The following is a 12,958-nucleotide window of genomic DNA, read 5'->3' on the forward strand; positions in this document are numbered from 1 at the left end:
CTTACTTACCCCCAACCGGAACTTCGGTCATCTTGTCGCCACGGGTCACGCGAACGACCGGCCCGCGCGGTACGGACGCGGAGCGATCCCCATAAGACGGTGCAGAACCGCCGTTGTTTTCCGGTAGCTGCGGGCGCGGCGACGACACGCGGCCTCGCACAGGGATCCAGAAGCGCGAGACGTCGCCGCCGGTGGTAACCGACGAGCGGCTGGCGGTGGGACGTGCGGCGACTTCGGCCAGCATCTTCTTTTCGGCAGCGGTGCCCCCCTTGGTAGGGACATTGATGTCGCCCGATGCAATGGCGGCGTCGAGGTCGCCAGCGTTCTCGGCTAGCGGACGCAGCGCCAGTGACAACTTGCCCATGTCCTGGGCAACGGCAATCTTTTCAGCAATTTCCGGTGTGGCTTCCAGAGTCACCGAGCCAAAGGTGCGAACCGGAGTCTTGCCCGTTTCGTCTTCGGCATCATAGCGTTGGTCGGTTGCCAGAACGCGAACATTGCGAACGATCGTTTCGGCCGTGAAGATCTGTTTATCGGGATAGGAGCTGCCTTCCGCGACCGCGATCGTCTGCGCCAGCACCACATCGACGCGGTCGCCCGGGAATACGAAGCCGGCGACGCCCTGTTCCTGCGAGACCTTGACCGTCACGGCACGCATGCCCGGGCCGAGCGCCGCGGCGAGGAAGCCGCGATCGTCGGGATGGACGAGCGCGCCCTGCGTCAACGGCTGGCCTGCAGTGATCGGATACCGCACGACGGTGCCGACCAACGTGTTCACGTCGGTTTTGTCCTTCAGGAAATAGGCCTTTTCGACCAGTTCCTTGGGCCAGGGCTGAAACCGAAAGCTGTCGGGGCCGATGATCGTGCCGACGGGCAATTGCCGCGTCGCAACAAGGATCGTCGGGCCGGTAATTTCCGGTGCCGCAGCGGCACGTGCCGGCGGAGCCGCAGTCCCGCGCATCATCTGATTTACCCCCAATGCCGCGCAAATGGCGATCACCAGCGCGCCGACGATCAGCATAATCTTTCGCGTATCCATGACGATTTTTCGCCTCCTGCACCAGCCAGACACGGCGGTGCTTGCCCTCAGGTCAAACCGATAGCCTGAAACTGGTTAAGATATTGTTGGTGAAGCGCCCACAGGCCCGCCGCAGCGATGGCGACTCCATAGGGTACCTCCACGGGCTCGTCCGAAGGGCGCAATTTCATATGGATGAGCATCACGGCCGACAGGACACCACCTCCGATCGCCATGATCGTGAGCATGGGCATGAACAGAGGGACGGGAATCCAGAGCATCACCGCGCCGATCATTTTGACATCGCCACCGCCCATCGCGCCGATAGCGAACAGCCCGACAAAGACGAGAAAGACCGCGAAGGCGGTGCTAAACTGGATTGGGATGTCGGGCCAGAGCGCCAGTCCGGTCGCGATCCAGAAGGGGATCGCGAGCAGAGCCATTGCGGCGTTGAGTTCGTTGGAAATGGTCCGCGACCGGAGGTCGCTGATCGCAGCGCCAATCATCAACAAGGCGAGCAGTGCCATCAGGCCCAGGGAGATCATGCCGCTTTCCATCGGGTTTCTCCTACGCATCATGACTTACCAAAGGGTAACCATGCCGGGGAGAACGCGCGGCTTGCATTCCCCGGTCCAATGGATATGCGGCTCGGCATGACCGACGCGCCGCCTTCTGCCACCGATGTGCTGATTGTCGGTGCCGGAATCGCCGGCGCAAGCCTGGCGGCCGCGCTTGCCCCTTGGCGCCGCGTAATGCTGGTCGAAGCGGAAGAAATGCCGGGCTATCATGCGACCGGCCGATCGGCCGCGTTCTGGCACGAAACCTATGGTGGCGCGCATGTGCAGCCGCTATCCATCGCCTCATTCGCCGCCCTTGGCAGTCCGGCGCCTGAATTTTCCGATCGCAGTTTTTTGTCGCCGCGTACCGCACTGACGCTGGGGCGGCGATCCGACACGGCGGCGATTGATGCTTTCATCACGGAATTTTCCGCCAAAGGGGTAAAGGTGTCGCGGGTGGGCGCTGCGGAGATTGCCGAAAAAGTACCCGGTATCAGCCCCGAATGGAGCGAAGCCGCCTTTGAGGCTGCGTGCAGCGACATCGACGTCGGTCGCCTCCACGCTGCCTATCTGCGCGCCGCCCAACGCGGTGGCGCTTTGCTCGTAACCCGCGCAAGGCTTCAGTCCGCGCGCCGGGTCGACGATGGATGGGATGTCCGGATCGACGGCCAGAATGTTCATGCGGCGCTGATCGTCAATGCCGCCGGGGCTTGGGCCGATCAGGTGGCCGGGGCGTGCGGCGTCGCTCCCCTGGGCATTCAACCCTATCGCCGAACGGTCATGCAGTTACGACTTGGCGTACCGGTTCCGGCGGAGCTTCCGCTCGTCGTCCACGTCGGAGGAAAATTCTACTTCAAGGGCGAAAGCGAGGGACGGATATGGCTTAGCCCTCATGACGAAACGCCCACCGCGCCGCACGACGCGGTGCCCGAGGAGATCGACGTGGCGATCGCGATCGACCGGCTGCAATCGGTGGTCGACTGGCCCATCGAAGCGGTCGAGCGGAAATGGGCGGGATTGCGCAGCTTTGCTCCCGACCGCGCCCCCGTTTTCGGGGTCGATCCGCGGGAATCCGCATTCATCTGGTGTGCGGGGCAGGGCGGCTTCGGTATCCAGACTTCGCCTGCAATTGCCGCGCTGCTAGCAGCCCAACTCGGCGCTCCCGCGCCAAACGGCCCGATCGGCGGCGTCGATCCCGCGCCCTATGCGCCATCCCGTTTCGCCTGAGCGATCTGGCGGCTTGCGCGCGGCCCCTTCCTGCTTAACATGACGGTGTCGCGCCAGCTTGGCGCGGGCATGGCAAGTGGAGGATTTCATGGCCCATTATTTCGAAATCAAGAAGAACAAGGCTGGCGAATTCGTCGCCTATTTCAAATATAACAGCGAGCCGATCTTCTGGACCGAAGGCTATTCGAGCAAGGCTTCCGCCAAGAATGCCATCGAATCGATTCTGAAAAATGGTCCCGGCGCGGAAGTCCGCGAAACCGAATGATCCGGTGCGCGCGGGTGCTTAGCGCGCCCGCGCGATCTCCAGTGCTGCGTCGCTGGCGAGCTGGTCGGCGAGTTCGTTGTCACCATGGCCTGCGTGGCCTTTTACCCACAGCCACTCGACCTTGTGCCGCGCGTTTTCCTTGACGAGGCGCTGCCACAGATCGGCGTTGGCGACGGGTTTCTTGGCTGCTGTTTTCCAGCCATTTTTCTGCCAGCCGAAAATCCATTTGGTGATGCCGTCGCGCACATAGACGCTGTCCGTGGACAGTTCGACATTGCAGCTGCGTTTGAGCGCGGCGAGCGCTTCGATCGCTGCCATCAGTTCCATGCGATTATTCGTCGTGTCGGGTTCGCCCCCGGACAACTTCTTCACGACATCGCCCCATCGCAAGACGGCGCCCCAGCCGCCGGGGCCGGGGTTGCCCTTGCACGCCCCGTCTGTGGCAACGATCACGGTCTTCGCGGTGGTTTCGGTCATGCGGCGAACAGGCTGGCTGCGTCGGCGGCGCTATAACGTTGCAGGCGGGCGAGGAAGGGCGAGGGGTCCTTGCGCGTGACAAGGGCATCGGTTGGGGTATGGACCCAGTCGTGTGCGCGCGTCAGCAAAAAGCGCAACGATGCACCGCGTGCAAGCAGAGGCAGGACGGCAACCTCTGCGTCCGAAAGCGTGATATCGCGGGCGTAGCCGCGCATCAGCGCCTGTGCCCGTGCGGGATCGCAATGCTTGCCGTCCGCGGAAAAAGCCCATGACGCATGCGTGATGACGAGGTCATAGGCGCGAAAGTCGCTCGCGGCGAAATAGAAATCGATGAGCCCCGTGACCCGGTCGCCGAGCATCAACACATTGTCGGGGAACAGGTCGGCGTGGATGACATGGGCTGGCAGGCCGGTCGGCCAATTTTCATCGAGATAGTCGAGTTCGTCGTCGACGATCGCCTGCAATCCGGGCTGCACCACATCGAGATCACCCGCCGCCTCGGCAACGGCGCGCCAATGGCTGCGGCCCATGCTGTTCTTGCGTGCGCCCGCATATCCTTCCAGCGCCTTGTGCATGGCGCCAAGCGCGGCGCCCGCCGCTTCGCATTGCTCCGGTGTTGGATGGGTTAGCGAAATACCGGGGAGAAACTGGATAACGCAGGCGGCGCGGCCCGAAACCTGCTGGATCGCCGCACCCGTCCGGTCACGGATCATTGCCGGGACGGGGCAGTTCCGGCTCGCGAGATGGTTCAGCAGGTCGACGAAAAAGGGCAGGTCGCCTTCGCTCACGCGCTTTTCGTAAAGTGTCAGGATGAAGCGGCCGCCCGTGGTCTCGAGCAGGAAATTGCTGTTCTCGACGCCTTCGGCAATGCCCTTGCACGACACGACAGTGCCAATGTCGTAACGGGCCACAAGTGCGGCAAGGTCGTCGGGTTCGACGTGCGTATAGACTGCCATCAGGTCGCAGCCGGTTCGAGCCCGCGCGGCAATTTGAAGACCATGTTTTCCTCGGCCGTCACGACCACATCTTCGATGATGGTGCGAACCGCTGCGACCGCATCGATGACCTCGCGGACCAGTGTTTCCGGGGCGCTGGCGCCGGCCGTGATGCCCAGCGTGTCGATCCCCTGCAGCCACGCCGGATCGATGTCCGTCCCGCGCTGGACCAGATGGGCAGGAGTTCCCAACCGTTCGGCGACCTCGACGAGGCGTAAGCTGTTCGAGCTGTTGGGGGCGCCGATCACGATCAGGCGATCGCATTGGCCGGCAATCGCTTTCACCGCTTCCTGGCGGTTCGACGTTGCGTAGCAAATGTCCTCGCCGCGCGGGCCGGTGATCGCCGGAAAACGATGCTGCAGCGCCGCGATGATGTCGCGCGTGTCGTCCACCGACAAGGTCGTCTGCGTCAGGAACGACAGCATGGCGGGATCGGGCGGCGACAAGGCCGCGACGTCGTCGACCGATTCGACCAGCGTCATCGCGCCCTCTGGCAACTGGCCCAAGGTGCCGATCACTTCGGGATGTCCGGCATGGCCGACAAAGACGATGTGGCGCCCCACTTCATGCGCGCGTTCGGCCTGGCGGTGCACTTTCGATACCAAGGGACAGGTCGCGTCGATGTAGTCGAGCCCGCGCATCTCGGCTTTTGCCGGGACCGCTTTGGGGACGCCGTGGGCGCTGAAGACCACCGGGACGCCGTCGGGAACCTGGTCGAGCGATTCGACGAAAATCGCGCCCATTGCCTTCAGCGAGTCCACGACATAACGATTGTGGACGATTTCATGCCGGACAAAGACCGGCGCGCCATATTTCTGCAGCGCCAGTTCGACGATCCGGATCGCGCGGTCGACACCGGCGCAAAAACCGCGCGGTGCTGCGATCAAAACCTTGAGTTCTGCCGCTTCGCTGCCGCTTGCGGAGCTGTTATGATGGGGTACATTCATCTCGTGGGCGCTCTAGCGCAGGGCCCGCCATGCGGTAAAGCCACTTCGCACCGTTGCGCCTTGTTCATCGCGCCGATAAGAAGCGGCGCGCATGAAGCGGGATCAACTGTCCCGACGCATTGTCTGTGCGCCTGTTTGGAAAGCCCGTTTATCATGATGTCCACTTCGTTTCCGTCCCGTAAGTTTCTGACCGTGCTGTGCGGCACGGCAGCCATGGCGACGGTGGCGGGCTGCGCGAAGGACAACGAAATCGATCTTGCAGGTGGCGTGGGCATCACCGCGACGCGTAGCACCTGCCCGGCGGTCGCCGTGCCGCTTCACACCGGTGACGTTACGCTGTTCGATCCCGCCACCAGCCGCGATGCGCGCGCCGTCGATGTCGTCGCTACGATCACCAATGTGACGCCGCAGTGCAATGACGCGAGCGAGAAGGTCTATCAACTCGCAAGCTTCGACGTCGTTGCGACGCGACGCGACGCGGGGCCGGCGCGCACGGTCACGCTGCCTTATTACGCAACCGTCCTGCAGGGCGGCACCGCGGTCGTTGCAAAACGGCTCGGCAATGTCGCGGTGACCTTTGCCGAAGGACAGGTCCGTGGCACTGGCCGTGGGCAGGCGTCGGCCTATGTCGATCGCACCGCCGCAACGCTGCCCGCCGACATTCAGGAACGTATCACGCGCAAGCGCAAGGCAGGTGATCAGGACGCGGCGGTCGACCCGCTCAGCCTTCCCGAAGTGCGCGCCGCGGTGCAGCGGTCGAGCTTCGAGCTGCTCATCGGCTTCCAGCTGACACAGGATCAGCTCGAATATAACGTCCGACGATAGGACCGCGGCGGCGCTGCGGTGCCGTTCGCATCATCAAGCCCTGCGCGCCGACCGGTGACGCGGGGCTTTTCGCGCCCGTTCAGACAGGATAGGGCGCCCGCAAGACTTTTTTCGATCGAAGATAGGCCCAGCCCGTGACCCTGTTTAGCCGCTTTTCCGACCATATCGGCGCCGCGCTCGATGCGCTCGCCGCCCGCGACGCATTACCCGGCGGCCTCGATCGCAGCGCAATCAGCGTCGAGCCACCGCGCGACCCCGCGCATGGCGATGTCGCCACCAACGCCGCGATGGTGCTCGCAAAGCCCGCGGGTGTGAACCCGCGCGCGCTTGCCGACCTGCTCGTCGCCGAGCTTGGTGCAATTGACGAAGTGACCGAAGCAAGCGTCGCGGGTCCCGGCTTTATCAACTTACGTCTCGTCGACGACAGCTGGCGCGACGAACTCGCTCTGATCTTTAGCGAGAGCGGAAATTATGGGCGCTCGACGATGGGACAGGGGCGCCGCGTCAACGTCGAATATGTGTCGGCAAACCCGACCGGCCCGATGCACGTCGGCCATTGCCGCGGCGCGGTTGTCGGCGATGCGCTCGCAGCGCTGCTCGAATTTGCAGGGCATGAAGTAACCCGCGAATATTATGTCAACGATGCGGGAGGGCAGGTCGATGTGCTCGCGCGGTCGGTGCATATGCGGTATCGCGAGGCGCTCGGCGAGGAGGTTGGCGCGATCCCCGAGGGCCTGTATCCGGGCGATTATCTGATACCCGTCGCCAGCAAGCTCGCAGTCGAATATGGCGACCGTTTCGTCGGAGCGCCCGAAAGCGCATGGCTCGGGTTGTTCCGTGCCGAAGCCGTCAGCGCGATGATGGACATGATCCGCGCCGACCTCGCCAAACTTGGCATTCACCACGACCTGTTTTCGTCCGAAGCCGAATTGCAGGCCGAGGGTAAACCCGCTGCGGCCGAAAAATGGCTGCGCGACCATGACCTCGTCTACGATGGCCTCCTCGAAGCGCCGAAGGGCGAGACGCCCGAGGATTGGGAGCCGGTCGAATTGCCGCTGTTCCGCTCGACGCAGTTCGGCGACGATCAGGATCGTCCGATCAAGAAGTCGGACGGTAGCTGGACCTATTTCGGCGCCGACCTCGCTTACCATTTCCAGAAGAGCCAGAATGCCGACGAGTTGATCGACATCTGGGGCGCGGACCATGCCGGGACAGTCAAGCGGATCAAGGCTGCGGTTGCGGCGCTGACCGGCGGCAAGACGCGTTTCGACGTCAAGCTGGTGCAGATGGTCCGGCTGCTCAAAAATGGCGAGCCGTTCAAGATGTCGAAGCGTGCGGGCAACTTCGTGACGTTGGCAGATGTTGTTGACGAGGTCGGCAAGGATGCGGTTCGCTTCACCATGCTGACGCGGAAAGCCGACGCGCAGATGGATTTCGACTTTGCGAAGGTGGTCGAAGCGTCGCGCGACAACCCCGTCTGGTATCTCCAATATGCCAACGCCCGAATTTCGCGGTTGCGCAAAAAGGCCGCGGATGCCGGGATCGATCTGCCGACACCGGCCCCCGAACGCTTGAATGCACATGAACTCGGGCTGGTAAAATTGCTCGCGCAATTCCCGCGGCTCGTCGAATCGGCGGCGTCAGCACGCGAACCGCACCGGATCGCCTTTTATCTTGCGGACGTCGCGGCGGCGTTCCACGCTTGGTATAATCTGGGCAACGACGATCCGGGGCTGCGGATCGTTCTCGACAATGATCCCGAATTGACCGCGACGCGCCTTTATTTGGCGGATGGAATCGGGCAGGTTATCCGTAACGGGCTGCACCTGATGGGGGTCGAGGCGCTCGAGGAGATGGTGTGATGGCGGGGGACAAGGATATAGAACAAGGGGATGCGGGTCTCGGGCTCGGCGATGAGGACCGTCTGCCGTGGCTCGAAGCCGCCGACGGATTCGAGGAGGATGGCGAAGTTTCGCCGGCGCGCCTGCTGATGATGGTGTTCGGTGGACTGCTGTTGATCGCTGCCGCGCTCGGCGGCCTGTGGTGGATCCAGAACGGTGGATCGCGCAGCAAGGGCGAACTGATCGCCGCCCAGGAAGGCAATTACAAGGTTGCGCCCAAGAATGACGGGGCGAAGACGTTCGAAGGCGAAGGCGACGCGAGCTTCTCAGCCAGCGAGGGGGCTGAGCCCGCGGGCAAGGTCGATCCGACCCGTATGCCCGAGGAGCCTGCTGTAACGCCGCAGGAGCGCGAAGCTGCGACCGCAAAGGCGGCGGCCGCAAAGGCGGGCGCGACGAAAGCCGCAGCGGCACCCGCTGCGCCGGCAGACAAGGCAAAAGCCAAGCCTGCCATCCCGCCGGTCACGGCCGTGAACGTCGGAAGCAAGCCCGCGCAATCGGCTTCGGGATCGGCCATGATCCAGCTTGGTGCATTCAGCAGCGATGCGGCGGCGACAAAGGCATGGACGAACATGTCGAAGCGTTTTGCCTATCTGGCGGAGCTCAACAAATCGGTTTCGCCTGCAAAGGTCGGGAACGGCACCGTTTATCGCCTGCGCGTATCGGCAGGAACGGCCGCCAACGCTGCGAGTTTGTGCGGGAAATTGCGCGTTGCCGGTGAAAATTGCGTCGTCGTTCGCTGATTCGGCCCGCTTGGCCGCAGACTCCGTTGGTACAATCCTGTCACTATGGCATGTTGCCTACCCTGCTTTCCGCATCAGGGGGCGGCGGCTGATGGAGTTTGACGCACAATGATCCCTGCGATTTTCGGCCTGTCGGGCCTGACCCTCACCGACGACGAGCGGGCATTTTTTCGCGACAGCGATCCTGCGGGCTACATCCTGTTCGGGCGCAATATCGAAAACCGCGAGCAGTTGCGACGCCTGACCGACGAACTGCGCAGCCTCGATGGACGGACCAATCTGCCGATCCTGATCGATCAGGAAGGCGGGCGGGTCGCGCGGATGAAATCGCCCGAATGGCCTGCTTTTCCGAGCGGCGCCACGTTCGATGCGCTGTACGAACGGGCGCCCGCCAGCGCGATCGAGGCGGCGCGGCTCAACGCGATGGCGCTCGCTGCGATGCTGTCCGAAGTGGGCATCACGGTCGATTGCCTGCCGTTGCTCGATGTTCGTCAGCCCGGTGCGAGCGACGTCATCGGCGACCGTGCCCTCGGCAGTGAGCCAATGCGCGTTGCAGCGCTTGGTCGCGCCATTCTCGGTGGGCTGCAGGCTGGCGGTGTCGTCGGTATTGTCAAACATATCCCGGGGCACGGCCGGGCCTTGCTTGATACCCACGAAGCCTTGCCCGTTGTGACGGCGCTCGACCGCGACTTGCAAACCGACCTTGCTCCCTTCGCGGCGCTGCGGGATGCCGCTATGGCGATGACCTGCCATGTCATATTCGAGGCGTGGGACCCAGACCGGCCTGCGACGCTGTCGCCGATCATCATCGACAGCGTCATCCGCCAGCGTATCGGTTTTCATGGCCTGCTGATGACGGACGACCTCGACATGAAGGCGCTGTCGGGAGACGTCCCGTCGCGCGCTGCCGATGCGGTCGCGGCGGGTTGCGACATTGCGCTCAACTGCTGGGGCAAGATGGATGACATGGTCGGGATCGCCAATGCACTCAATCCGATCAGCACCGTTTCGCTAGCCCGTCTGGAAGGCGCGATGGAGCGGATATCGGGGAATGGCGACGATCGCCCTTTCGCAACGCTGGTCAATCAGCGCGACGCGCTGCTTGCGGTCGCCTGAGCGGCCGATGGAAGAGCTGCCGCTCGACTTCGAGATTGTAGCGGCGCCGCCCGAACGTGACGATGCGCTTCAGCTTTCCCTCGAAAGCTGGGAAGGGCCGCTCGACCTGTTGCTCACGCTCGCGCGTAACCAGAAGGTTGACCTTAAACAGATTTCGATTCTTGAGCTGGTCGAGCAATATCTGACCTTCATCGCCGAGGCGCGGGAATTGAAGCTGGAGGTCGCGGCCGATTATCTCGTCATGGCGGCCTGGCTCGCCTATCTCAAATCGGCGTTGCTGCTTCCCAAGGATCCGCTCGAGGATCCGTCGCCCGACGAACTCGCGCTCCGGTTGCAACTGCGCTTGCAGCGGCTGGCCGCGATGCGCGAAGCGGCCGCGCGCTTGCTGGCGCGAGACCGCGTCGGCCGCGACGTGTTCCTGCGCGCAAAACCCGAAGGGCTCCGGGACGTCCGGGTGCGGCGCTGGGATGCCAGCCTCTACGACCTTCTTTCGGCCTATGGACAGGTCAAGCTGCGCAGCGAGCCGGTTGTGCATATGGTGTCACGGCGCCCGGTGGTCACACTCGACGCCGCGCTTCACCATCTCCAGCGGATGATCGGCGTCAAGCTGGACTGGGCCGAACTGGCGGATTTCCTGCCGCCCGATTATGACGGACCGCTGCGGCGTTCGGCGATCGCGTCAAGTTTTGTTGCGGCGCTTGAACTCGCACGGCAGGGCCGCCTTGATCTGAAGCAGGAGGGGGCGTTCGAACCCCTGTATCTAAAGGCCGCTCAAATGGGACAACAACCCGCATGATCGACGATCTCGAACGCGCCATAGAGGCGATGCTTTTCGCCAGCGATGAGCCACTCGATGCGCGGCAGGTCGCCGGACGGCTGGGCGATGAAATGACCCCGGGCGCCGTGCGTGCGGTCATTGCGGCGATTGCGGTGCGGCATGAAGGCAGTGGTATCGAACTCGTCGAGCGCGGGGGGCATTGGCATTTCCAGACACCCGCCGACTTGGCCCACCTGCTTCGCCGCGAACGCGACGATCCGCGCAAATTGTCGCGTGCGGCCGCCGAGGTGCTGGCTATTGTTGCGTACCATGAGCCGGTGAGTCGCGCCGAGATCGAGGCGATCCGCGGTGTACAGACTTCGAAAGGGACGCTCGACGTGCTGATGGAAGCCGAATGGGTCGCTCCCGCCGGGCGGCGCGAAGTGCCGGGGCGTCCGCTAATTTACAAGACGACCGACGCTTTCCTGCAACATTTTGGCCTCACGAGCCGCAAGGACCTGCCGGGCATCGAGGATTTGCGCGCGGCAGGACTGCTCGATCCGGTCGACCTCGCTTTTGACGAGGCAATGGGCGAGCTGGACCTAGTAAAAGACGGCGAAGAGGCTTAGATGACGGCCTCAAGGAGAATTTAAGATGGGTAGCTTCAGCATCTGGCACTGGCTCGTGGTCGGGATTCTCGTCCTGCTTCTGTTCGGCAAGGGCCGTTTTTCGGACATGATGGGCGATGTCGCCAAGGGCATCAAAAGCTTCAAAAAGGGCATGTCGGAAGACGACGCGCCGACGCCCGCGCCCAAGCATATCGAGGGCCAGCGCGCGCCCGACGCCGCCGCTCCGATTTCGACGCCGACTGCCGAGCACGACAAGCTCTGATCGCCGTCCGCTTGCGGGGGAAGTTTTAAGGCATGTTTGACGTCGCGCCCACCGAGTTGCTGCTCGTCGTGGTGGTGGCCTTGGTGGTTATCGGCCCCAAGGACCTGCCCAAGGCGATGCGCTTTGTCGGCAAATGGATGGCGAAGGCGCGCGGGATGGCGCGTCATTTCCGGTCCGGCCTCGACACGATGATGCGCGAGGCCGAGCTCGAAGAGCTCGAAAAGCAGTGGCGCGAACAGAATGACGCGATCATGCGCGAATTTCCGCGCATCGACGATGTGAACGCATCGCCGACAACGCCTTCGACCAATACAGCATCGGCCGAACCGGCGAAGACCGAACCCGTGACCGAGGCTGAGATCGACGAGGCTGCGGCGGCCAATTCACCCGAAACGCACGCGATACCGCCGAAGGACGGCCCGTTGCCGTGACCGAAGAGACGACGACGGAAGAGGATGGTGCCGGCGGCAAAATGCCGCTGCTCGATCACTTGGTCGAACTGCGTTCGCGTTTGCTGAAATCCTTGCTCGCGATCGGTGCTGCCTTTGGCGTATGCCTTTATTATGCGAAACCGATTTTCGGTATCCTCGTCCAGCCGCTCGTGAAGGCAGGGCAGGGCAAGCTCATCTATACGCAGTTGTTCGAGGCGTTTTTCGTCGAGATCAAGGTCGCGCTGTTCGCGGCGATGATGATCGCCTTTCCCGTGATCGCGAACCAGCTGTGGAAATTCGTCGCGCCGGGCCTGTTCAAACAGGAGAAGCGCGCGCTGTTGCCCTTCCTGCTCGCAACGCCGGTCCTGTTCGCGATCGGCGCCAGCTTCGCCTATTTTATCACCATCCCGATCGCGCTTAAATTCCTGCTCGGATACCAAGGCAATGTCGGCGGGATCACGCAGGAAGCCTTGCCTTCGGTCGGCAATTATCTGAGCTTCACGATGCAGTTCATCATGGCGTTCGGCATCGCCTTCCTGCTGCCGATCCTGCTGATGCTCATCGAACGATCGGGCCTGGTCACGCGCGAGCAGCTTGTTTCGGCGCGCCGCTACATGATCGTCGCGGCTTTTGCGATTGCCGCGGTCTTTACACCGCCCGACATCCTCAGTCAGCTTCTGCTCGCGGTACCGCTGGTGTTCCTGTACGAAATGTCGCTGCTCGCGATCTGGTTTACCCAGCGCCGACGCAAAACAGGCGCCGGAGAGGCGCCTGTCGAGCCTCTCGAAGAGGCTTAGGGGTAAGTTACTCA

Annotated in this window: 16 protein-coding genes; 11 read left to right on the top strand and 5 right to left on the bottom strand. The window is 63.0% G+C overall.

The window, feature by feature from the left end; translation table 11 throughout:
• Nucleotide 1 precedes the first annotated feature (1 nt).
• Both cpaB and AC07NV_RS20955 read right to left on the bottom strand, forming a co-directional pair.
• A complete protein-coding gene (cpaB, locus tag AC07NV_RS20950) occupies nucleotides 2–1,039 on the bottom strand; it encodes a Flp pilus assembly protein CpaB (RefSeq protein WP_495168323.1) in 1,038 nt (345 codons plus the stop codon).
• Between the two features lie 47 nt (nucleotides 1,040–1,086).
• Nucleotides 1,087–1,563: an A24 family peptidase gene (locus AC07NV_RS20955; RefSeq protein WP_495168324.1), complete on the bottom strand. Its 477-nt coding sequence runs from the start codon at nucleotides 1,561–1,563 to the stop codon at nucleotides 1,087–1,089.
• Between the two features lie 108 nt (nucleotides 1,564–1,671).
• Here AC07NV_RS20955 and AC07NV_RS20960 point away from each other — a divergent pair, with 108 nt between their 5' ends.
• Both AC07NV_RS20960 and AC07NV_RS20965 read left to right on the top strand, forming a co-directional pair.
• Nucleotides 1,672–2,802, top strand: coding sequence for an NAD(P)/FAD-dependent oxidoreductase (locus AC07NV_RS20960; RefSeq protein WP_495168325.1), 1,131 nt, complete (start codon nucleotides 1,672–1,674; stop codon nucleotides 2,800–2,802).
• An 88-nt stretch (nucleotides 2,803–2,890) separates the two neighbouring features.
• Nucleotides 2,891–3,067, top strand: a complete 177-nt coding sequence (locus AC07NV_RS20965) for a YegP family protein (RefSeq protein WP_179496516.1) — start codon at nucleotides 2,891–2,893, stop codon at nucleotides 3,065–3,067.
• An 18-nt stretch (nucleotides 3,068–3,085) separates the two neighbouring features.
• Here the strand turns inward: AC07NV_RS20965 and rnhA are convergent, their stop codons facing one another.
• The 3 genes from rnhA to ispH are packed head-to-tail and all read right to left on the bottom strand — an operon-like array spanning nucleotide 3,086 to nucleotide 5,486.
• Nucleotides 3,086–3,544, bottom strand: a complete 459-nt coding sequence (gene rnhA, locus AC07NV_RS20970) for a ribonuclease HI (protein WP_495168326.1) — start codon at nucleotides 3,542–3,544, stop codon at nucleotides 3,086–3,088.
• Nucleotides 3,541–4,500 (bottom strand): homoserine kinase, encoded by a 960-nt coding sequence (gene thrB, locus AC07NV_RS20975; protein ID WP_495168327.1) that lies wholly within the window; start codon nucleotides 4,498–4,500, stop codon nucleotides 3,541–3,543. The genes rnhA and thrB overlap by 4 nt, the downstream gene beginning before the upstream one ends.
• The gene (gene ispH, locus AC07NV_RS20980; protein ID WP_495168328.1) at nucleotides 4,500–5,486 is read right to left on the bottom strand and encodes a 4-hydroxy-3-methylbut-2-enyl diphosphate reductase; all 987 of its coding nucleotides are present in this window, start codon (nucleotides 5,484–5,486) and stop codon (nucleotides 4,500–4,502) included. The genes thrB and ispH overlap by 1 nt, the downstream gene beginning before the upstream one ends.
• Before the next feature lie 153 nt (nucleotides 5,487–5,639).
• Between ispH and AC07NV_RS20985 the strand changes: the two genes are divergently transcribed.
• The 9 genes from AC07NV_RS20985 to tatC all read left to right on the top strand — a co-directional run bounded on the left by AC07NV_RS20985 (nucleotide 5,640) and on the right by tatC (nucleotide 12,944).
• Nucleotides 5,640–6,311, top strand: a complete 672-nt coding sequence (locus AC07NV_RS20985) for a hypothetical protein (RefSeq protein WP_495168329.1) — start codon at nucleotides 5,640–5,642, stop codon at nucleotides 6,309–6,311.
• A 134-nt stretch (nucleotides 6,312–6,445) separates the two neighbouring features.
• Nucleotides 6,446–8,173, top strand: coding sequence for an arginine--tRNA ligase (gene argS / locus AC07NV_RS20990; RefSeq protein ID WP_495168330.1), 1,728 nt, complete (start codon nucleotides 6,446–6,448; stop codon nucleotides 8,171–8,173).
• The gene (locus AC07NV_RS20995; protein WP_495168331.1) at nucleotides 8,173–8,952 is read left to right on the top strand and encodes an SPOR domain-containing protein; all 780 of its coding nucleotides are present in this window, start codon (nucleotides 8,173–8,175) and stop codon (nucleotides 8,950–8,952) included. The genes argS and AC07NV_RS20995 overlap by 1 nt, the downstream gene beginning before the upstream one ends.
• Before the next feature lie 108 nt (nucleotides 8,953–9,060).
• Nucleotides 9,061–10,068 (top strand): beta-N-acetylhexosaminidase, encoded by a 1,008-nt coding sequence (nagZ, locus tag AC07NV_RS21000; RefSeq protein ID WP_495168332.1) that lies wholly within the window; start codon nucleotides 9,061–9,063, stop codon nucleotides 10,066–10,068.
• 7 nt (nucleotides 10,069–10,075) lie between these two features.
• Nucleotides 10,076–10,864 carry a segregation and condensation protein A gene (locus tag AC07NV_RS21005; RefSeq protein ID WP_495168509.1) on the top strand — a complete coding sequence of 263 codons (789 nt, stop codon included), beginning with the start codon at nucleotides 10,076–10,078 and terminating at the stop codon, nucleotides 10,862–10,864.
• A complete protein-coding gene (gene scpB, locus AC07NV_RS21010) occupies nucleotides 10,861–11,454 on the top strand; it encodes an SMC-Scp complex subunit ScpB (protein WP_495168333.1) in 594 nt (197 codons plus the stop codon). The genes AC07NV_RS21005 and scpB overlap by 4 nt, the downstream gene beginning before the upstream one ends.
• Nucleotides 11,455–11,479: 25 nt before the next feature.
• Nucleotides 11,480–11,716, top strand: coding sequence for a twin-arginine translocase TatA/TatE family subunit (locus tag AC07NV_RS21015; protein WP_495168334.1), 237 nt, complete (start codon nucleotides 11,480–11,482; stop codon nucleotides 11,714–11,716).
• 32 nt (nucleotides 11,717–11,748) lie between these two features.
• Nucleotides 11,749–12,147, top strand: coding sequence for a Sec-independent protein translocase protein TatB (gene tatB, locus AC07NV_RS21020; protein WP_495168335.1), 399 nt, complete (start codon nucleotides 11,749–11,751; stop codon nucleotides 12,145–12,147).
• Between the two features lie 41 nt (nucleotides 12,148–12,188).
• Complete coding sequence (gene tatC, locus AC07NV_RS21025) at nucleotides 12,189–12,944, top strand: twin-arginine translocase subunit TatC (RefSeq protein WP_495168510.1); 756 nt, start codon at nucleotides 12,189–12,191, stop codon at nucleotides 12,942–12,944.
• Nucleotides 12,945–12,958: the final 14 nt, after the last annotated feature.

It is taken from the genome of Sphingopyxis sp. GW821-FHT10B01, from assembly GCF_059415685.1.

What these genes read in the sequence shown, in the direction of transcription:
- thrB (WP_495168327.1), bottom strand. Translation starts at nt 4,500, where the DNA reads ATGGCAGTCTATACGCACGTCGAACCCGACGACCTTGCCGCACTTGTG.
- ispH (WP_495168328.1), bottom strand. Translation starts at nt 5,486, where the DNA reads ATGAATGTACCCCATCATAACAGCTCCGCAAGCGGCAGCGAAGCGGCA.
- rnhA (WP_495168326.1), bottom strand. Translation starts at nt 3,544, where the DNA reads ATGACCGAAACCACCGCGAAGACCGTGATCGTTGCCACAGACGGGGCG.
- AC07NV_RS20965 (WP_179496516.1), top strand. Translation starts at nt 2,891, where the DNA reads ATGGCCCATTATTTCGAAATCAAGAAGAACAAGGCTGGCGAATTCGTC.
- AC07NV_RS21005 (WP_495168509.1), top strand. Translation starts at nt 10,076, where the DNA reads ATGGAAGAGCTGCCGCTCGACTTCGAGATTGTAGCGGCGCCGCCCGAA.
- AC07NV_RS20995 (WP_495168331.1), top strand. Translation starts at nt 8,173, where the DNA reads ATGGCGGGGGACAAGGATATAGAACAAGGGGATGCGGGTCTCGGGCTC.
- AC07NV_RS20960 (WP_495168325.1), top strand. Translation starts at nt 1,672, where the DNA reads ATGACCGACGCGCCGCCTTCTGCCACCGATGTGCTGATTGTCGGTGCC.
- AC07NV_RS20955 (WP_495168324.1), bottom strand. Translation starts at nt 1,563, where the DNA reads ATGATCTCCCTGGGCCTGATGGCACTGCTCGCCTTGTTGATGATTGGC.
- tatB (WP_495168335.1), top strand. Translation starts at nt 11,749, where the DNA reads ATGTTTGACGTCGCGCCCACCGAGTTGCTGCTCGTCGTGGTGGTGGCC.
- AC07NV_RS20985 (WP_495168329.1), top strand. Translation starts at nt 5,640, where the DNA reads ATGATGTCCACTTCGTTTCCGTCCCGTAAGTTTCTGACCGTGCTGTGC.
- nagZ (WP_495168332.1), top strand. Translation starts at nt 9,061, where the DNA reads ATGATCCCTGCGATTTTCGGCCTGTCGGGCCTGACCCTCACCGACGAC.
- tatC (WP_495168510.1), top strand. Translation starts at nt 12,189, where the DNA reads ATGCCGCTGCTCGATCACTTGGTCGAACTGCGTTCGCGTTTGCTGAAA.
- cpaB (WP_495168323.1), bottom strand. Translation starts at nt 1,039, where the DNA reads ATGGATACGCGAAAGATTATGCTGATCGTCGGCGCGCTGGTGATCGCC.
- AC07NV_RS21015 (WP_495168334.1), top strand. Translation starts at nt 11,480, where the DNA reads ATGGGTAGCTTCAGCATCTGGCACTGGCTCGTGGTCGGGATTCTCGTC.
- scpB (WP_495168333.1), top strand. Translation starts at nt 10,861, where the DNA reads ATGATCGACGATCTCGAACGCGCCATAGAGGCGATGCTTTTCGCCAGC.